Source organism: Thermalbibacter longus (assembly GCF_023806485.1).
Lineage (GTDB): Bacteria > Chloroflexota > Chloroflexia > Thermomicrobiales > Thermomicrobiaceae > Thermalbibacter > Thermalbibacter longus.
The window spans coordinates 435,868-455,877 of the sequence record NZ_JAMSLR010000001.1 but is presented as its reverse complement, the minus strand read 5'-3'; the positions used below and the strand labels follow the sequence as shown (position 1 = coordinate 455,877).

Genomic DNA, 20,010 nt, shown 5'->3' with positions numbered 1-20,010 from the left:
TACGCCGGGACGTCGCGGCGTATGCCGTAACGGTCACGCCGGCACTACCAGCGGCCGGCTTAGGCGCTAGATCCCAGGCCGGCCGAGTTCACTGATCGCCAAACCACACATTCAACTAAGGGGCGCAAGCGCCCGCACGCCTGCGGCTAGCAGGCTTCTCAAGGATTTCGATTGAGGCCAAGCACGGGCGAAATGCAGGCCGGGAGCCGGCGATTCAGGGAATGGTCTGAAGCGAAGGGGGACGACAGCAGACCGGACGAACACGCGCACGACGTGCAGAACCGGGACTGGCCCAGCAGTAACGCAGACCGCGACGGAGCGGAGCTGCGACCTCGACGACGAGGGAAGGGAGTAGACCGCGATGCAGCGATCAGCGTGGGACGCACGCGCGGCACAGGCGCCGCTCTATCGCCCGGAGTACGAGCACGATGCCTGCGGAACAGGCTTCGTGGCCGACCTCTCCGGCAAGCCCAGTCACCAGATTGTCCAATATGCCCTCGAGGCCGTGGTCAACCTGACCCACCGGGGCGCGGTAGACGCCGATGCCAAGACCGGCGACGGAGCCGGGATCACGATCCAGCTTCCGCGCCGGCTGCTGGCCCGCGAGCTGGCCCGGCTGACTGGCCTCCACCTCGACCCCGCTGACCTCGCAGCCGGGGTGGTCTTCTTGCCCGCCCACGACTCAGCGGGTGCGGACGCCTGCCAGGCTGCGCTCGAACAGGCCCTGGCCGCGCAGGGGTCGCCGGCCCTGGTCTGGCGCCCGGTGCCGGTGCGACCGGAAGTGCTCGGCCTCAAGGCGCGCGAGACGATGCCGGCCATCTGGCAGGTGATCACCGCTCGGCCGAGCGGGCTCGACACCCTCGAGTTCGAACGGCGGCTCTACTTAGCCCGCCGGCTTGCCGAGCGCTTCGCGAAGGAACAGAGCATCGCGGGCTTCTTCGTCCCGTCGCTCTCCTGCCGCACGCTGGTCTACAAGGGCCTGTTCGTCGCCCGCGACCTCGGGGACTTCTACCTCGACCTGCGCGATCCTGAGTTCGAGAGCGCGCTGGCGCTCTTCCACCAGCGGTACAGCACCAACACGTTCCCGACCTGGCACCTTGCCCAACCCTTCCGCCGGCTAGCTCACAACGGCGAGATCAACACCTTGCAAGGCAACCGCAACTGGATGCGAGCTCGCGAGCCAGAACTCGCGTCCGAGGTCTGGGGCGAGCGTATCGCTGACGTGCTGCCGCTCATCGATCCCACGGGCAGCGACTCGATGAGCCTCGACAACGTGCTCGAGCTGATCGAGCTTTCTGGGCGCGATATCCTCCACGCCGTCGCCATGCTGATCCCCGAGGCCTGGGAGAACATGCCAGCGATGGACGAGGACTTGCGCGGCTTCTATGCCTACCACGCCGGCCTAATGGAGCCTTGGGACGGCCCGGCCGCGATCGCCTTCACCGATGGTCGGATCGCTGGCGCCGTGCTCGACCGCAACGGCCTGCGTCCGGCCCGCTACTCGGTGACCGAGGACGGGTTGGTGGTGCTGGCCAGCGAGACCGGCGTCATCGACCTCAGCGGTCGGCAGGTCATCGAGCGCGGACGGCTTGGACCAGGGCAGATGCTCGCCGTCGATGTCGAGACCGGGCAGCTCTGGCGCAACGAGGAGATCAAGGCACAGCTCGCCGCCCGGCGGCCATACCGGGAGTGGGTGCGATCCGGATTCTACCGGCTCTCACCGGCCCGGTCCCACGCCAACGGGCACGAGCATGACGGGAACGGCCAGCTCGCCCGGCAGATCGCCTTCGGCTTCAGCGCCGAGGACCAGCGGCTGGTGATCCACCCCATGGCAGCCGAGGCCAAGGAGCCGCTCTGGTCCATGGGCGACGACGCGCCGCTGGCCGTGCTCTCCCGCTTCCCGCGGCCGCTCGCCCACTTCTTCCGCCAGCGCTTCGCCCAGGTCACCAACCCGCCGATCGACCCGCTCCGCGAGAAGCTGGTCATGTCGCTCGACGTCTATCTCGGACCGCGCAAGAGCATGCTGGCCGAGACCCCGGAGCACGCCCGGCTGCTGCACCTGCCCAGCCCGGTGCTACTCGAGCCTGATTTCGCCGCGCTCCAGTCGCTCGACAGGGCCGAACTGCAACCGGTCACGCTGCGGGCCGTCTTTCCCGTCGCCGCTGGGCCAGCAGGGCTACAGGCCGCGCTCGAGACCCTTCTCGCGGAGGCCGAGCGCGCGGTCGACGCCGGCGCGACCATTCTGATCGTGAGCGACCGCGACGTCGACTCGGAGCACGCGCCGATACCGATGCCACTGGCGGTCGGCGGGATCCACCACCACTTGATCCGCGCCGGGAAGCGCATGCGCGCCTCCATCGTCTGCGATACCGGCGACGTCTGGGATGTCCACCAAGCCGCGGTGCTGATCGGCTACGGCGCGAGCGCGATCCACCCCTACCTGGCACTGGAGGCTGCACGCGCCCTGGCCGGGACGCGCGGGTGCGAGGAGCTCAGCGCCGACGATCTGGCCATCCGCTACAAGAAGTCACTGGACGCCGGCCTGCTGAAGGTGATGTCCAAGATGGGCATCTCCACGCTAGCCAGCTACCAAGGTGCCCAGCTCTTCGAGATTATCGGCCTGGCCCCGGAGGTCGTGGAACGCTTCTTCACCGGCACGCCGGCGCGCCTGGCCGGCCTGGATCTCGCCGGCATCGCCGAGCGGGTGTTGCAGCGCCACCGCGAGGCCTACTGCGGCGAGGCCACCAAGCTACCCGACTACGGCATGGTGCGCTTCCGCAAGGATGGGGAATACCACGCCTACAGCCCGACCAACGTGCGCGCGCTCCAGCAGGTAGCCGAGAGCGGCGATCGCGAGCGCTACCGCGCCTACGTCCGCTTGGTCGAAGAACGCGAGCCGGCCACGCTGCGTGACCTGCTCGCTTTCAAGCCGACGACGCCAGTCCCGCTCGAAGAGGTCGAGCCGGCCGAGGAAATCCGGCGCCGCTTCGTGGTCACCGCGATGTCCCTGGGAGCCCTCAGCCCCGAGGCCTTCCGCACGCTCGCCATCGCGATGAACCGCATCGGCGCCCGGAGCAACAGTGGTGAGGGCGGGGAGGATCCTGACTGGTATTACGAGCCGGGCCCGGACACCCCGCACAGCCGGATCAAGCAGGTGGCCTCGGCACGCTTCGGCGTGACCACTGAGTACCTCACCCGGGCAGACGAATTGGAGATCAAGATTGCCCAGGGCTCCAAGCCGGGTGAGGGCGGGCAGCTTCCAGCGCACAAGGTGACCGCGTTGATCGCGCGACTGCGCCACGCGATCCCCGGCATCTCCTTGATCTCGCCTCCGCCGCACCACGACATCTACAGTATCGAAGACCTGGCGCAGCTCATCTACGACCTCAAGCAGGTCAACCCCCGGGCCCGCGTCGGTGTCAAGCTCGTGGCTGAGGCCGGGGTGGGCACCATCGCGGCCGGCGTCGCCAAGGCTCATGCCGACTACATTCTGATCAGCGGCCACTCGGGCGGCACCGGCGCTTCCCCGCTCTCGTCGATCAAGTACGCCGGTGTCCCCTGGGAGCTGGGCCTGGCTGAGACCCAGCAGACACTGGTACTCAACGACCTCCGCAGCCGGGTGCGGCTGCGGACGGACGGCGGTCTGCAGACCGCTCGCGACGTCGTCATCGCCGCGCTCCTCGGCGCGGAGGAGTTCGGCTTCGGCACCGCCGCGCTCGTCGCGATCGGCTGCGACATGGCCCGGCAGTGCCACCTGAATACCTGCCCCACCGGCATCGCCACCCAGCGCGAGGATCTGCGCGCCCGCTTCAAGGGCACGCCCGAGCAGGTGATCAACTTCTTCACCCAGCTCGCAGAGGACGTCCGTCACTATCTCGCCCAGCTCGGCGCCCGCCGGCTGGACGAGATCGTCGGCCGGGTAGAGCTGCTCGAGCAGGCGAAGAACATCGACGGGCCCGGCGCTACCCTCGACCTCTCGCCGATCCTCGCGGTGCCAGGCGGGCCAGACGCTCCACGCCGCTGCCTCCGAGAGCGGAACGACTTCGACGACGTCAGCGGCCCTCCGCTCGATGACCAGATCCTCGAGCAGGCACTGCCGGCGATCGAGGAGGCCCGGCCGGTGCGGATCACGGCCCAGGTACGGAACCACCACCGGGCAGTCGGCGCGCGGCTGGCCGGCACGCTCAGCCTGCGCTACGGCCGCGAGCGGCCGCCAGCAGGTCTAATTGAGCTGCAGCTAACCGGACAGGCGGGCCAGAGCTTCGGTGCCTGGTGCACGCACGGCTTGCGGCTGATCCTCGACGGCGACGCCAACGACTACGTCGGCAAGGGAATGGCCGGCGGCGAGATCATCGTTCGGCCGCGAGAGGAACCAGTAGATGAGTCGCGCCCGCACGTGATCGTCGGCAACACGGTGCTCTACGGGGCGACCGGCGGTGAGCTGTACGTCGCCGGCCAGGCCGGAGAGCGCTTTGCGGTGCGCAACTCCGGTGCGGTCGCCGTCGTCGAGGGCGTCGGCGACCATGGCTGCGAGTACATGACCGCCGGAACCGTGGTCGTCCTGGGCGAGACCGGACGCAACTTCGCTTCGGGCATGACCAACGGCATCGCCTACGTGCTCGACCTGCACGGCACCTTCCCTGCACGGTACAACTCCGAGTATGTCGGGTTGGAGCGCGTGACCGAGCCTGAGGACGCCGAGCGGCTGCACTCGCTCATCGAGCGGCACGTCGCCTGGACGGGGAGCCGGCGCGGGCAGCAGATCCTGGCCCACTGGCAGGAGTATCTGCCGCGCTTCTGGAAGGTCGTCCCGCACCCGGCGATCGAGGCGCCGGCTGAGCAGCCGGTGCGCCGCGCGCGCCAGGCTGTGGCCGCGGCCTCGGCAGCGGACTGAGAACCAAGCTCCGCCGCTCGCCGACGGCACCGGGCTCGCGACAACGCGAGTGAGAAATCGGGGATATTCGACGAGGTGCCGCCCGCGGGGTCAGCCCCCGCGGGCGGTCGGTGGGTGGGTAGGCATGGTGATCTAGGCGACCGGCGTCACCGCCGCCTCGTCCCGCTCGCCGGTACGAATCCGATAGACACGCTCGACTGGTAGCACGAAGATCTTGCCGTCACCGACCTCGCCGGTGCGGGCCGCGCTCATGATCGCCTCGACGGTCGGCTCCACGAAATGATCCGAGACACCGATCTCCAGCCGCACCTTCTGTGAGAGCTCCATCTTGATGGTCGTTCCCCGGTAGGTCTCGACCTGCTCGGTCTCTCCACCGTGCCCGCGGGCCGGCGTGATAGTCAACCCGCGCACCTCGGCCCGGAACAGCGCCTCCAGCACGTCGTTCAGCTTCTCGGTGCGGACGATCGCGACGACGAGCTTCATGCATCACCTCCCGAAGCCTGCAGCGAGCGTGGCGCTGGCGCCACAGCGCTCCCAGCAGCAAGCAGGTCGGACGACGGCACCAAGATGGCCCCCTCGCCACTCCCGTACGCCTCTTCACCGTGCTCAGAGACATCCAGGCCGATGCTCTCGGTTGCCGGCGTCACGCGCAGCGTCGCTACCAGGCCGACGAGCTTGAGGATCAGGAAGCTGCCGATCCCGCTGTAGGCCATCACGGCTAAGACCGCGATCGCCTGCACCACGAGCTGTTGCGGGTTGCCGAACAACAGCCCATCAGCTACCCCGTTCCACGACTGCTGCGCGAACACCCCGGTCAACAGGGCGCCGCTGATGCCGCCGACGCCGTGGGCGGCGAAGACGTCGAGCGAGTCGTCGAGCCGGGTGCGGGCTCTCCAGAGCAATGCATAGTAGCTCGGCACCGCGGCCAGGCCGCCGAGGATCACTGCCGAGATCGGCGCCACGAAGCCAGCCGCCGGTGTGATTGCGACCAGGCCTACGACGATCGCCGTCGCCATGCCGACGGCCGTCGACTTGCCGGTGCGCAGCACATCGAGCGCCATCCAAGCGACTAGCGTCGCCATCGGCGCCAGCATCGTGTTGACGAAGGCCAGCGACGCCGACGCGTTGGCCGCCAGAGCGCTGCCACCGTTAAAGCCGAACCAGCCGAGCCAGAGCAGTGCCGCGCCGAGCAGCGTGAATGGGATGTGATGCGGCAGGATCGCTTGCCGGCCGTAGTCCCGGCGCTGCTTGACCGCCAGGGCCGCGGCCAGTGCCGCAACGCCCGCGTTGACATGCACCACCGTGCCGCCTGCGAAGTCGAGCGCGCCGAGGTCCGCCAGCCAGCCGCCGCCCCAGACCCAGTGCGCTACCGGGGCATAGATGAGCAGTCCCCACAGCGCCAGGAACGCGAGGTACGAGCCGAAGCGCATCCGCTCCACGATAGCGCCGGAGATGAGTGCCGCTGTGATGATGGCGAACGTCCCCTGGAATGCCATGAACAAGATCTGCGGGATCTCACCCTGGGCCTCCAGGCCCACCCCGCGCAGCAGCGCGTGCGAGAAACCACCGATCAGCGGCGTGCCGGTGGTAAATGCGAGCGAATAGCCGAGAAGCGCCCATCCTAACCCCACGAAGCCAAGCGCAGCGAAGCTCATCATCAGGGTGTTGAGCGCGTTCTTCGCGCGCACCAGCCCGCCGTAGAAAAACCCCAGGGCCGGAGTCATCAGCAAGACCAGCGCCGTCGAAACGAGCATCCAGGCGATGTGTCCCTCGCTCATCGTCGAGCATCCCTCCACCTGCGGCTGCTTCACGGCAGCCACGCCTACTCGAGCGAAACAGGTAGCCGGCTGCACGGCACTCCCCGGCGTGCAACCAGCACGAGTGGCCCTATGGAGGACGCGCTCGACGGATCGAATTTAGCGCCGTCACTTGTGCATCTCCCCAAAACGCTGAAGGCGTCACCGATAGCTGACGCCACTATAGTGACCGCCAGAGCATGCAACCAGGTTTGAACGACCAAAGTGAGGAGGCTCTTTTGTGCTGAACGCACAATTATGATGCGGGGAGGCGAGCGCGCAGCCGCCAGAGAGAGCGCCATCGCTCCCAACGCCCGGCCGGTTGCTATACTGCCCGGCGGGAAGCGAGAGCGCACCGGTGACCACACGCCTGGAGGGGATCAACCAGTGGAGGCTCGCCCCGTTCTACCTCGGGGCGGCGGCAGGCCCGTTCGGCAGCGGGGCCATCCCGGTCTACTTCCATATGATGATGGACGCGTTCGACGTCGACCGGGCCACCTTCTCGCTGAGCGTACCGGCCTACATGATTGCCTATGCCGGAGTGCAGCTCGTCTCCGGCAGCATTTCCGACCTGACGTCGCGGCGCTCGTCCATCCTGCTCGGGTTCGCGAGCTATGGCGCCGCGACGCTCCTCTGTGGGCTGGCGCCCAGCTTTCCGGTCTTCCTCCTCGGCCAGGTGCTGCAGGGGATCACCAATGCCTTCATGACACCGATCCTGATGGCGACGCTCGGCGATGTGCTTCCTCCCCACCGCTACGGCCGCGCGATGGGTATCTTCTCGAGCACGAACCTCGCCGGCACGATGATGGGCGCGGTAGTAGCCGGTCTGGTCGCGCCTCTAGGCTGGCAAGCGTACTACCTCCTGGCAGCTATGCTGACCTGGGCTCTGGCATTCTGGTTCCTGGCCTGGTTCCGGAGCTACGGGCGGGAGGTTCCGGCGCGGCGCCGCTCAACGGATCTGCGCGGCGAGCTCGCAGCGATTTACCGGTCTATCGGCACCACCGTCCTGCTGCTGGCCAGCCTCTCCTTCCTGGCGAGCGGCGCGATGCAAGGAGCCCAGTACCTCTACGGCGAGGTTCTGCGCGATCTCTGGGGTATCGCCACTGGCTCTACAGGAGCCATCCTGGCAGTAAACGGGCTAGCCGGGCTCTTCCTCGGCCCGGCCGGCGGCTACATCATCGAACGCATCGGCGTCTACCGTGGCGCCGCGCTCGGCGCTGGCGGCATGGCACTCTCCTTGGTTTGGATGGGGATGGCGCCGTCGCCTCTCGCCTTTGCCATCGGAAACTTTCTGCTCGGCGGCTTCGGAATCGGCACCTGGGCGGCACTCAACACGCTGGCAATCCGCGCTATCCCCGAGATCCGAGGTACCGTCTCGGCCTACTTCGGCGCGGCTAAGTTCCTGGTGCGCGGGGTCTCGCCGCTGTGGTTCACCACCCTCTACGAACTGGCTGGCCCCCGCTCGATTTTCTTCGCCTCCGCGCTTATGGCCGTGGTGCTGCTCGCGCCGCTGGTCGCGCTGCGCTCTCGTGTGCCCGAACCGAGCCGCGAGACCGCCCCTGCCCCGTCATGACCCGTCTTCCCGCAGGCGGCGCTGCAGCTCGTAGAGAGTCGTCAACGCCTCGATCGGCGAGAGGGCTTCGATATCGAGCTGCTTCAGCTCCTCGAGTACCGGGTGCGGCGGCGCGAACAGCGTGAGCTGCAGCGCCGCGGCTGGAACGCGCTCCATGGCCTCGCGACGCCGCCGTCGCTCGCTGCGATTGCCAGCTTCGAGCTCGGCCAGAATCTCCCGTGCCCGCCGCAGGACTGCTCGTGGCAGCCCAGCGAGCTGTGCCACATGGATCCCGTAGCTCTTGTCAGCACCGCCCGGAACGACGCGGTGCAGGAAGACGACACGCTCGCCCTCCTCGAGCACGTCCACCCGGTAGTTTCTCACGCGCGGCAACACGCGCTCCAGAGCGGTCAGCTCGTGATAGTGGGTCGCGAAGAGGGTGCGGCAACCGAGCCGGCTGCTGTTGTGCAGGTGCTCCACCACCGCGCGGGCGATTGCCAGGCCGTCGTAGGTGCTGGTGCCCCGGCCGATCTCGTCGAGCACCACCAGCGAGCGGCGCGTCGCGTGGTGCAGAATCGTCGCCGTCTCGATCATCTCGACCATGAAGGTGCTCTGGCCGCTAGCGATGTCGTCCTGAGCGCCGATGCGAGTGAAGATGCGATCGACTAGCCCGATGCGCGCCCGCTCGGCCGGGACGAAGGATCCGATCTGCGCCAGGAGAACGATCAGGGCGACCTGCCGCAGGTACGTGGACTTGCCCGCCATATTGGGGCCGGTCAGGATGACGATCTGCTGGTCTTCGGTGTCGAGCAGGGTATCGTTGGGCACGAAGCTCCCAGCATCCAGGGCAGCCTCTACCACTGGGTGCCGGCCCCCGGCGATCTCGATGACCGTGCTCTCGTCCACCTCCGGGCACACATAGCGGCGGCGCACTGCCACTTCAGCCAAGCTGGCCAGCGTATCGAGCTGCGCGAGCTGGCGAGCGATGCGCCGCACTCGGTCGGCCGCTGCCGCGACCTCGGCGAGCAGTCGCCGGTAGACCTCAGCCTCCAGCTCTGCGATCCGCTCCTCGGCGTGGAGCACCCGGCTCTCGTACTCCTTCAGCTCCGGCGTGATGTAGCGCTCGGCTCCGACGAGCGTCTGCTTCCGCTGGTAATGGGGCGGGACGAGCGCCCGGTTGGCGTTGCTGACCTCGATGTAGTAGCCGAAGACTTTGTTGTATCCCACCTTGAGCGACTTGATACCGGTGCGCTCACGCTCAGCCTGCTCCAACCCCGCGATCCACTCGCGCGCCTCGCGTGAGGCCGTACGAAGCCCGTCGAGCTCCGGACTGAAGCCGGGCCGAATAGCCGGCGCCTGGCCCAGCGCTGCCGGTGGGTCATCGACGAGCGCCGTGTCGATCAACCGCACCAGGTCATCGCACTCTGGGAGGGTGGCCAGCCCTGCCAGTTCTGGCGCTGGCGCCAGCGCCTCGCGGATCGACGGCAACGTGGCGAGTGAACGCCCCAGGCTCGCGAGCTCGCGCGGACCAGCCGCGCCGGTAACGACACGGTTGATGAGTCGCTCCAGATCGGCAACCTGTCCGAGCAGCTCCCGTAGACGAGCCCGCGCGAGCGCGTTGCGCACCAGCGCGCTTACCCCACGCTGCCGTTCCCGGATCTCCTCCAGGTCGAGCAGCGGCTGGCCGACCCACCGCCGGAGTAGCCGCGCCCCCATCGGCGTCCTCGTCTGGTCGAGCACGGCGATCAGCGAGTGGCGGCGCTCGCCGCGGCTGCTCTCGGTCAACTCGAGGTTGCGGCGCGTCTGAGCGTCGAGTGTCATATAGCGATCCAGGCTGTACGTGCTCAGCTCGACGATCTGCGCCAGGCTCCCCATCTGGGTCTCGGTGAGGTACTGGAGCAGCGCGCCGGCCGCGCGTACCGCCAGCGGTTTCCCGGCACAGCCGAACCCCTCGAGAGTCTCGACCTCGAAGTGCTCCTTCAGCGCCTGCTCGGCCGAGTGGAAGCGCCAGCTCGCTGGCTCGGTCGGCGTTACGTAGGCACCTTCGGGGATGGCCTGGCCCAAGAGGTCAGGCTGGTCCCCGACGGCTGGCGGGCGGATGATTTCGGCGGGAGCGAGACGCAGCAACTCGCGCTGCAACGCCGCCACTGCCTCCTCTGACCGCTCGGCCACGATCTCGGTAGTGACGAACTCGCCCGTCGAGAGGTCGGCGACCGCCAATCCCGCTCGCTCGCCTTCCAACAGCGCAGCCGCGATATAGGTGTTGCGGCTGGCCTCGAGCATCGCGGGATCAGTTACCGTCCCAGGTGTGACCACCCGGGTCACCCGGCGCTCGACGAGCTGCCGGCCATTCGGCTCGCCGATCTGGTCACAGACCGCGACCTTGTAGCCGGCGGCCACCAGGCGGGCGATGTAGCTCTCAGCGGCGTGACAGGGGATGCCCGCCATCGGAACGCGCTGGCCGCGTCCCATCTCGCGCGATGTGAGGGTGATGTCGAGCACCGAGGCGGCCAGCCGGGCATCGTCGTCGAAGGTCTCGTAGAAGTCGCCCAACCGGAAGAAGACGATGATGTCGGGATACTGTCGCTTAATGGCGAGGTACTGGCGCCGGATCGGCGTACTCATGCAGCCAACGCCCTCGAGTCAGTTGCCGCCCGTCCACATGCGCACCGGTCATAGTGTACGGACGAAACCCCAGCGATGCACCGTTCGGTTCACTTTCTGGGTGAAAGCCCGACGCGGCCGACCAGGTACGCTCTGCCTGTTCACGGGCCCAACAGGACCGGCGGCGCCCCTTGCCAGGCACCCAGGGAGACGCTATACTCGTTCATGCAACGGGGGCGGTTAGCTCAGCAGGTTAGAGCGCCACGTTGACATCGTGGAGGTCAGTAGTTCGAGTCTACTACCGCCCACCCCGTTCTGATCGACCCGCCGGTTTCACCGGCGGCTTTTCTTTTGGGACCGCGCAGCTTCCCTCCGCACGTTCGACCAGCATGTGCGATAATGGATGCGGAAAGGCGTCGACCGGGACGAGTAGCCGGGTCAGGCCCCTCCAGAGAGACGAGGCCCGTGGCTGCGAGCCTCGTCGGGAAACCACCCGGTGAAAACCCCCCGCGAGCCGGCTGGCGAATGCGAGGCTAGTAGCCAGACCCGGAGGCCCCCGTTACCGGGCAGTAACGAGCGCCGTGTCGTTCGGCTCGTGGCGACGCGGCGAAATGAGGGTGGAACCACGTCAGGCCGGGCCTGTCGTCCCTCCGGGGCGGCAGGCCCGGATCGTTAGCGAGGGCTAGTATCACCCGACGAGGGAGGTGCAGCGATGCCACAGATTACGGAGGAGATGGATCTTCAGGTCGCCGCAGAGAGCAAAGCCGAGCTCGAGCTGGCGAGGATGCGGCACTCCTGCGCGCACGTGATGGCCCAGGCAGTGCTCGAGATGTTCCCGGGCGCCAAGCTCGGCATCGGCCCAGCCATTGCCGATGGGTTCTACTACGACTTCGATCTTCCCCGGCCGCTGACACCGGAGGATCTGGCGACGATCGAGCGGCGCATGGCCGAGATCAAAGAGGCGGCCTACCCCTTCGTGCGGAGTGTCGTCAGTCGCCAAGAGGCGCGCCAGATCTTCGAGGATCAGCCATACAAGCTGGAGCTCATCGACGAGTTTCCCGAAGGAGAAGTTATCTCGACCTACACGCACGACAGCTTCGTCGACCTCTGTCGAGGGCCGCACGTCGAGGACACGTCCAAGATCGGAGTCTTCAAGCTGCTCAAGATCGCCGGCGCCTACTGGCGTGGCGATGAGCGCCGGCCGCAGCTCCAACGGATCTACGGCACATCCTTCCCCACGCGGGAGGAGCTGGAGCGATACCTGCACCGGCTGGAGGAAGCCGAGCGCCGAGATCATCGCCGCCTGGGACGCGAGCTGGAGCTGTTCCACTTCGACCAGACAGCGCCCGGCATGCCCTACTGGCTGCCGAAGGGGCTGAAGATCCTCAACACGCTGCTCGCTTTCTGGCGAGAGGAGCACGAGCGGCGCGGTTACCAGGAGATCGCTGCCCCGCTGATCAACGACAAGAGCTTGTGGGAAACCTCCGGGCACTGGGAGCACTACCGGGAGAACATGTTCGTCATCCCGGTCGAAGAACACCTCACCTACGGCGTCAAGCCCATGAACTGCCCGAACGCCATGGTGGTCTATAACCTCAAGAAGCGCAGCTACCGGGATCTGCCGCTCCGCCTCTCCGACTGCGACATCCTCCACCGCTACGAGCGGTCGGGCACGCTGCACGGCTTGTTGCGGGTGCGGAAGTTCCAGCAGGATGATGCCCACATCTTCGTCACGGAGGACCAGATCGAGGAGGAGTTCGACCGGATTCTCGAGATCGCCAACCTGTTCTACGGCATCTTCGGCCTCAAGTACACGCTACGGCTGGGCACGCGACCGGAGAGCTACCTGGGCGACCCCGAGACCTGGAACAAAGCCGAGGACGCCCTCAAGCGCATTCTCGACAAGCACGCTGGCCCGGGTAACTACCTGCTCGGCGAGGGCGAGGGCGCCTTCTACGGGCCGAAGATCGACATCCTGATGGAGGACGCAATCGGCCGCTCCTGGCAGACCGGCACGATCCAGCTCGATTTCCAGCTCCCACGACGATTCGACTGCACCTACACCGACCGCGACGGGTCGGAGAAGACGCCAGTGGTCATCCACCGCGTGATTTACGGGTCGCTGGAGCGGTTCATTGGCATCCTCATCGAGCACTTCGCAGGTGCCTTCCCGGTCTGGCTCGCCCCGGTGCAGGCAGTGGTCATACCGATCGCGGATCGCCACCTGCCCTACGCCCAGCAGGTAGTCGAGCGACTGCAGTCGGCCGGTCTACGTGCCGAGCTCGACGCGGGCGATGAGCGGATGCAAGCAAAGATCCGCAATGCACAAATCCAGAAAATCCCCTACATGCTCGTCGTGGGTGACAAGGAGGCGGCGTCGGACAACGTGGCGGTGCGCCTGCGCACGAACGAGAACCTCGGACCGATGCCACTCGATGACTTCACGGCGATGGCACGGCAGGTAGTGGAGACGAAGTCGCTGGCCCTGACGACCGGCTGACACTTGAGCCGGCACAGATCCGATACAGAGCAGCCGCCCAGGGGTCCTGAGCTCTTGGGCGGCACTCTCATCTGCCAGCGGGCCCATACAATTTGCTTACGCAAAGCCGAGGGAGCTTGCCCGAAAGCAGGACTCGTAGGCTATTCTCGCAGTGTAATGTCTGTGCTATGCTGCGCTTGTTCGTGCCGCTCTAAGTGCGAGGTGCGAAGAATGAACGCGCGCTCCTTCCGTGTGTTCAGGTTCGTCGTGCTGTCCCTGGTTCTCGCGACTGTGACCGGCGCCTGTATGCAGATGGATGTCCAGAGCGACTTCGCCGAGGACGGTAGCGCCACGCACAGTATCCGCTTTACCATTTCCAAACAGGCTTTGCAGTCAATGGGAGTCTCCGAGCAAGATTTGGAGGAACAGCTCCAACCACAGGCGACCCCGCCCCCAGGCGTCACCATCGAGCAGATCAACACCGAGCAGGAGGCCGGGTTCCTGATGCGGAGCGAGGTTGACGATGCCACCGACCTCGGCGCGCAACTGAACCAGCTTCTGTCGACCGGCAGCGAGGGCACTCCCATCAACAGCTTCAGTGGCTCGTTCCGGCGTGACGGCAACTCCTATACGCTCGATCTCACCTTCGATGCGGATGCCTTCTTCAACAACGCGGGCCAAGCGGCGGGCGAGCAAGTCCCCACGCAGATGATGAGCCAGATGCTCACGATTACCTACACTGCCCGCCTTCCCGGAGAGATCAAGGAACATAACGGCACGCTGCTGGAGGACGGCCGCATCCAGTGGACGCTGCCGTACAGCGGCACGATGACGATCAGTGCGCGTTCGGAAACACCGAGCGCGTTCGGCGGGTTGCTGGTTCTGATCGTCGCGGCGGTGATTGTCGCCATCCTGCTGATCGGAGCGGGCATCGTGCTGATGACCCGACGACGTCCGCAGCCGGCGACGGCTACAACGACATCACAGGTCACGCCGGAGGGCGACGTTTCACCACCTCCATCAGGTGGAACGATCGAATAGCGCACCTGTGTAGAGGGTAGGCTCGTGGGGCGGCAAGCGAGCCGCCCCATCGCCCTGTAACTCGTCACGGCGTGATTCTTGCCAGCCAGAACCGCCACGGGGCCACGCCTGACGGCGTAAACCTTCGCGCGCCCGACCGCGTCCAGGCCGGCTCCGCTCCGCGACGGTTCGGCGATCGAAGTTGACCGCGTTGGTGCCCACCGGTATAGTTAGAGGGATACTCCGATCGGCCTTGCCTAGGCTGCCACTCACAACGATGCAATGCAGGGTTCCAGGAACATGTCGGCGCCGATACCCCAGGAATCGCCGGCGGACACTCCGGCGAACGCAGAGCCAGACGCCCCCACGGCCACGGTGTTGAGCGCGCCGTCGTGGGAAGAGGTCGAGCCTGTCTTCCGCAATTTCCTTCCGGGAGCCGATCTCTCACTGGTCCGCCGGGCTTACGAGTTTGCCGCGCGCGCCCATGCTGGTAAGCTTCGCCGCTCGGGCGAGCCGTACATTACCCACCCACTCGCGGTAGCAGAGATCCTGGCTGGCCTTCAGCTCGACCAGGAGACGATCGCCGCTGCCCTTCTCCATGACGTCCTCGAGGATACCGACGTTACGATCGACGATCTCAGGGCACAGTTCGGCGAGCGAATCGCTCACCTGGTCGACGGCGTCACCAAGTTGAGCCAGATCCGATGGGCCTCTGAAGGGGGACCGACCGAGCGGGAGAAGGCTCGCCAGGCCGAGAGCCTGCGCAAGATGCTGCTGGCGATGGCCGAGGACGTGCGCGTGGTACTGATCAAGCTCGCCGACCGCCTGCACAACATGCGCACGCTCGAGCACCTACCGCGCTCTAAGCAGCTCCGGATCGCCCGAGAGACGGTGGACATCTACGCGCCGCTCGCCAACCGGCTCGGGATTGGCCAGTTCAAAGCTGAGCTCGAGGACCTGGCGCTCAAGTATCTCGAGCCACAGACCTACGAGAGCATCGAGCAGGCGCTCTTGCGCCGGGGTCATCACCGCGAGCAGTACTTGCAGCAGATCATTGCCCAGGTCAAGCAGGCGCTGGAGGAAGCCGGCATCCGTGCCGAGGTCACCGGCCGGGAGAAGCACATCGCCTCGATCGTGCACAAGATGCGCCAGAAGAACCGTAGCTTCGACGAGATCTACGATGTACTGGGCATTCGCGTCATCGTCGACGAGAAGAAGGACTGTTACGGCGCTCTCGGCGTGATCCACAGTATGTGGCACCCGATCCCTGGCGAATTCGATGACTACATCGCAACTCCCAAGGAGAATCTCTATCAGTCCATCCACACCGCGGTGATCGGTCCGCAGGGCATCCCGCTCGAAGTGCAAATCCGCACCCACGAGATGCACCAGCTCGCCGAGTACGGTATCGCAGCCCACTGGCGCTACAAGGAGGGGGCTCGGCCTGATCCTACGCTTGAGGCCAAGATCGCCTGGTTCCGGCAACTGCTCGAGTGGCGCGACGAGATCGTCGATGCCCAGGAGTTTGTCGAGTCGATCAAGACCGACATCTTCCCGGAGATGATCTACGTCTTCACGCCCAAGGGCGACATCATCGAACTGCCGGCCGGAGCTACCCCGGTGGACTTCGCCTACCGGATCCACACCGAGGTCGGTCACCAGTGCGTCGGGGCAAAGGTCAACGGGCAGATCGTGCCGCTCAACTACAAGCTTCAGAGTGGCCAAGTGGTCCAGATCATGACCTCCAAGTCACGGGTCGGCCCCAGCCGTGACTGGCTCATCCCGAGCAACGGCTATGTCACCACGGCCTCCGCCCGGGAGAAGATTCGCCAGTGGTTCAGACGGCAGCAGCGTGAGGAGAACATCGCTCAAGGGCGCCATCTCCTGGAGCAAGAACTGCGCCGGCTGGGAGTCGAGCTCAAGCCCGAAGACCTGCTCAAGCTCTTTCCCCGTTATCAGAAGCTCGAGGACTTTTTGGCCGCAATCGGCTACGGGGCTGTGAGCCTGCAACAGATTGCGGCGAGGATTGCCGAGCACGAAGACCGCAAGGCACTCAGCGGGCCGGTCTCGTCTCCGACGCCAGCTCCAAGCCTGCGAGTGACCGGTATCGGCGATCTCTATACCCGCTTGGCCAACTGCTGCAAGCCGGTCTTCGGCGACCCGATCGTCGGGTACGTCACTCGCGGCCGCGGCGTCACGGTCCACCGGGCCGACTGCCACAATATCCTGCACGCGAGCGAGCCGGAGCGCATCATCCAGGTCACCTGGGGCGAGACTCCCCAGCGCTACCCGGTGACGATCCGCATCGAGGGCTGGGATCGAGTCGGCCTGCTGCGCGACGTGACGACGCTAGTCGCCGACGAGGGGGTCAACGCCCTCTCGGTGATGACCAACGTCCACCCGGATCGGACCGTCACGATCCTGATGACGCTGGAGGTCGCCAACGTCCAGCAGCTCAGCCGGGTGCTGCAGAAGCTCGAAGGCGTCCGCGACGTCTACGACGTCCGCCGCGAGCCCCTGGCTACCCCCACACCGGTTTCCGACGACAGTGGGTGAGTTGACACGCGCTAGCGAAATCGCGAGGCGCTGGTCGCGTCGCAGAAGCAGCGTCCACGGTCGATACGACGACAGTCCGGGCACGAGCACGTGCCCCAACCGTACTTCGTGCATCTCTCACCACGCCTCGTGCACCGCACGAGTCGCCCGCGCCACTCGCCTCGGAGGCGAGCGTGCCGCGTTCGTTCCGTAGCTCAGCGTTCCCTCGAGCCGAGCGAGTTGGTCTTCTGCCTTAGTTTGGCCGGGTCAGGATGGCGCGCGTCTCCAGCTCTGGGAAGCTGTCGGGGCCATCGCTTGCACCGTCCTGCCTCCTGGGACCCGCCTATCCTACCGGCTGCGCCACCCCAGGACATGAGCCGTTGCAGATCCGAAACATCTGGAATATGCGTGATGCATCGCTCGCGCCGAGGGGCCACCTCTGCCCGATCCTTGCTACACTCTGCTGGATTGGGGAGCAGGCAGCAGGAGGAATCCGGGCATGACACCGAGCAATATCGATGTGTGGCGGATCGCCCTCGCCCAGATCGATCCCACGGTCGGCGACCTCGACGGTAACGTCGACCGTATACGGAAGGCTACGCTCTGCGCTCGCCAGGCCGGCGCGTCCCTCGTCGCCTTTCCCGAGCTCGCGGTCACGGGCTACCCGCCGGAGGACCTCTTGCTGAAGGTCAGCTTCATCGAAGCCGCTCGTGACGCGCTGCTCGACCTGCTGGACGTCGCGCCGGAGATCGTCCTGGTGGTGGGAATCCCGTGGGTGGACAACGGCGTGCTCTACAACGGCGCGGCGGTACTCGCCGGAGGTGAGGTCGTCGCGGTAGTTCCCAAGCACCACCTGCCCACCTACGGCGTCTTCGACGAGGATCGCTACTTTGCCCGGGGCGATCTCACCTATCGCTTTCTGTGGGGCCCGCTGCGCTTCGGAGTGACGATCTGCGAGGATATCTGGTACCCGGTGGGCCCGGCCAGTAGCCTGGCCGCGACCGGCATCGATCTCATTATCAACATCAATGGCTCACCCTACCACCGCGGCAAGTGGATGCAGCGCCAGACCATGCTCCAGACCCGGGCCAGCGACGCCGGTTGCTACCTGGCTTACGTGAATATGGTGGGGGGCCAAGACGAGCTCGTCTTCGACGGCAACAGCCTGGTGCTCGGCCCCGACGGTGAGGTGCTCGCCCACGCGGCATCCTTCGACGAAGATCTCCTCGTCGTCGATATCGCCGTGGACGCTGTGCTCTCGAGCTGGCTACACGACCCCCGACGGCGCTGGCTGGCCACTAGCGACGACACGGCGACGATGGTGGTCCACGACCGCGAGGTGAGACTGCCGCTCCCTGACCAGACGCTCCCGCCTATCCCGGAAGAGCTTCGCCAGCTCCGGGTACCGCTCGACGGGCCGGCCGAGATCTACGCCGCGCTCGTGACTGGTGTGCGGGACTACGTGCGTAAGACCGGGTTCCGAACAGCGGTGATCGGCCTCTCCGGCGGCATCGACTCGTCGTTGACTGCCTGCATCGCGGCCGATGCCCTGGGGCCGGAGAACGTCACCGGGCTGGCCATGCCCAGCCGCTACTCCTCTGCCGCGAGCTTGGAGGATGCCCAGCAACTCGCATCGGCGCTGGGAATTCGCTTCCACGTCGTGCCGATCGAGCCGGTGCACCAGGCGTTCCGGCAGGTGCTCGCCCCGCTCGGCAACCAGCCGGAACTACCCGACGTAGCCGACGAGAACCTGCAAGCGCGTATCCGCGGCACCATCCTGATGACCTACTCGAACCGCTTCGGGCCGATCGTCCTGACCACGGGGAACAAGTCGGAGATGGCATGCGGTTACGCCACGCTCTACGGCGATATGGCCGGTGGCTTCGCGGTGTTGAAGGACGTGCCCAAGCTCCTGGTCTACGAGCTGGCACGGTATCGCAACAGCCTCTCCCCGGTCATCCCGGAGCGGGTGTTCACCAAGCCGCCCTCGGCAGAGCTGCGCCCCAATCAGAAAGACGTCGACACGCTGCCGCCGTTCGAGATCCTCGATCCGCTGCTGGAACGTTACGTCGAGCGGGACGCAAGCGTGGACGACCTGGTGCGCGAGGGGTTCGACCCGGCGACCGTTGAGCGCGTCATCCGCATGGTCGACCGCGCGGAGTACAAGCGGCGCCAGGCCCCGCCGGGCGTAAAGCTCACACCACGGGCCTTCGGCCGTGACCGGCGATTGCCGATCGCGAACCGCTATCACGGCTAGAGAAGAGCAGCGCATCCGGTCACGTTGACGCTGATCGGCGCGAGTGGTAGCATTGCGCCGAAGCTTCAGCGTTTGTGCGGATTCTCTGGCCGGGTCGTGCTTCATCGCCTATGCCGTACCCGGTATTCCATACCCACCGAGGAGTTGTTTCGGTGAGGAACGGCGCTATCCCGGACATCGTCATCCGCCGGCTGCCGATCTACGTTCGGACACTGCGACGGCTCGCTGCTGCCGGAATCGACAGCGTCTCCTCCGAGGAGCTGGCGACCCATCTCGGCGTCACCGCTGCGCAGATCCGTCGTGATCTCTCGTTCTTCGGCCGCTTCGGCAAACAGGGGAAGGGCTACGACGTCCGCCACCTAATCGAGGAGATTACGCGTATCCTCCACCTCGATCGCACTTGGGATGTCGCGCTCGTCGGCTTCGGGCGCCTGGGCCAGGCCATTGCCCACTACCGTGGCTTCGAAGAGGACGGGTTCCGCATCGCTGCGATCTTCGACCACAATCCCGACCATATCGGACAGGTCGTCAACGGGGTCGTCGTCCTACCCGACTACCAGATCGAATCGGTCGTCCGAGAGTCCGGCATCAAGATCGGAATCATCGCCGTTCCGGCCGATGCCGCGCAGCAGGCCGCGGATCAACTGATTGCCGGCGGGGTACGCGCGATCCTCAACTACGCCCCGGTGATCCTGCGGCTTCCACCCGGCATCTGGATGCGCGAGATCGACCCGACCAGCGCGCTCCAGAGCCTGACCTATTACCTCGAGCCGGCACCGATACCTGATTCGGTCCTGTCGCCAGGCTCGTTCACCACGTCGTGGCCAGGCAGCAACGGCGGGCGAACTCCTGGCAGTTTCCGCGCCTAGGCTG

General features: G+C 66.2%; 10 protein-coding genes and 1 tRNA gene. 8 read left to right on the top strand and 3 right to left on the bottom strand.

The genetic code is table 11. The features are described 5' to 3' along the window. The first annotated feature begins 361 nt into the window (after positions 1-361). Positions 362-4,894 carry a glutamate synthase large subunit gene (gltB, locus tag NET02_RS01975; protein ID WP_284055691.1) on the top strand — a complete coding sequence of 1,511 codons (4,533 nt, stop codon included), beginning with the start codon at positions 362-364 and terminating at the stop codon, positions 4,892-4,894. A gap of 132 nt (positions 4,895-5,026) precedes the next feature. Here gltB and NET02_RS01970 read toward each other — a convergent pair whose 3' ends face one another. Then, positions 5,027-5,377 (bottom strand): P-II family nitrogen regulator, encoded by a 351-nt coding sequence (locus NET02_RS01970; RefSeq protein WP_284055690.1) that lies wholly within the window; start codon positions 5,375-5,377, stop codon positions 5,027-5,029. After that, a complete protein-coding gene (locus NET02_RS01965; protein WP_284055689.1) occupies positions 5,374-6,672 on the bottom strand; it encodes an ammonium transporter in 1,299 nt (432 codons plus the stop codon). Before NET02_RS01965 ends, NET02_RS01970 begins: the two co-directional genes overlap by 4 nt. A gap of 376 nt (positions 6,673-7,048) precedes the next feature. Between NET02_RS01965 and NET02_RS01960 the strand changes: the two genes are divergently transcribed. Next, positions 7,049-8,263 (top strand): MFS transporter, encoded by a 1,215-nt coding sequence (locus NET02_RS01960; RefSeq protein WP_284055688.1) that lies wholly within the window; start codon positions 7,049-7,051, stop codon positions 8,261-8,263. Here NET02_RS01960 and mutS read toward each other — a convergent pair. Further along, positions 8,258-10,867 carry a DNA mismatch repair protein MutS gene (gene mutS / locus NET02_RS01955; RefSeq protein ID WP_284055687.1) on the bottom strand — a complete coding sequence of 870 codons (2,610 nt, stop codon included), beginning with the start codon at positions 10,865-10,867 and terminating at the stop codon, positions 8,258-8,260. The genes NET02_RS01960 and mutS overlap by 6 nt on opposite strands. Positions 10,868-11,080: 213 nt before the next feature. Here mutS and NET02_RS01950 point away from each other — a divergent pair. From NET02_RS01950 to NET02_RS01925, 6 genes are all read left to right on the top strand, one after another. Next, positions 11,081-11,154: transfer RNA gene (locus NET02_RS01950), tRNA-Val, on the top strand. Between the two features lie 404 nt (positions 11,155-11,558). Then, a complete protein-coding gene (thrS, locus tag NET02_RS01945) occupies positions 11,559-13,346 on the top strand; it encodes a threonine--tRNA ligase (RefSeq protein WP_284055686.1) in 1,788 nt (595 codons plus the stop codon). A 210-nt stretch (positions 13,347-13,556) separates the two neighbouring features. Next, positions 13,557-14,366 carry an LppM family (lipo)protein gene (locus NET02_RS01940; protein WP_284055685.1) on the top strand — a complete coding sequence of 270 codons (810 nt, stop codon included), beginning with the start codon at positions 13,557-13,559 and terminating at the stop codon, positions 14,364-14,366. Positions 14,367-14,645: 279 nt separating this feature from the next. After that, entirely contained in the window at positions 14,646-16,901 is a 2,256-nt protein-coding gene (locus NET02_RS01935) for a RelA/SpoT family protein (RefSeq protein WP_284055684.1), read from the top strand. 478 nt (positions 16,902-17,379) lie between these two features. Then, positions 17,380-19,137 (top strand): NAD+ synthase, encoded by a 1,758-nt coding sequence (locus tag NET02_RS01930; RefSeq protein ID WP_284055683.1) that lies wholly within the window; start codon positions 17,380-17,382, stop codon positions 19,135-19,137. 110 nt (positions 19,138-19,247) lie between these two features. Beyond that, positions 19,248-20,006 (top strand): redox-sensing transcriptional repressor Rex, encoded by a 759-nt coding sequence (locus NET02_RS01925; RefSeq protein ID WP_430981063.1) that lies wholly within the window; start codon positions 19,248-19,250, stop codon positions 20,004-20,006. The last annotated feature ends 4 nt before the right edge of the window (positions 20,007-20,010 follow it).

What these genes read in the sequence shown, in the direction of transcription:
- NET02_RS01940 (WP_284055685.1), top strand. Translation starts at nt 13,557, where the DNA reads ATGAACGCGCGCTCCTTCCGTGTGTTCAGGTTCGTCGTGCTGTCCCTG.
- NET02_RS01930 (WP_284055683.1), top strand. Translation starts at nt 17,380, where the DNA reads ATGACACCGAGCAATATCGATGTGTGGCGGATCGCCCTCGCCCAGATC.
- gltB (WP_284055691.1), top strand. Translation starts at nt 362, where the DNA reads ATGCAGCGATCAGCGTGGGACGCACGCGCGGCACAGGCGCCGCTCTAT.
- NET02_RS01965 (WP_284055689.1), bottom strand. Translation starts at nt 6,672, where the DNA reads ATGAGCGAGGGACACATCGCCTGGATGCTCGTTTCGACGGCGCTGGTC.
- NET02_RS01970 (WP_284055690.1), bottom strand. Translation starts at nt 5,377, where the DNA reads ATGAAGCTCGTCGTCGCGATCGTCCGCACCGAGAAGCTGAACGACGTG.
- NET02_RS01935 (WP_284055684.1), top strand. Translation starts at nt 14,646, where the DNA reads ATGTCGGCGCCGATACCCCAGGAATCGCCGGCGGACACTCCGGCGAAC.
- mutS (WP_284055687.1), bottom strand. Translation starts at nt 10,867, where the DNA reads ATGAGTACGCCGATCCGGCGCCAGTACCTCGCCATTAAGCGACAGTAT.
- thrS (WP_284055686.1), top strand. Translation starts at nt 11,559, where the DNA reads ATGCCACAGATTACGGAGGAGATGGATCTTCAGGTCGCCGCAGAGAGC.
- NET02_RS01925 (WP_430981063.1), top strand. Translation starts at nt 19,248, where the DNA reads ATGCCGTACCCGGTATTCCATACCCACCGAGGAGTTGTTTCGGTGAGG.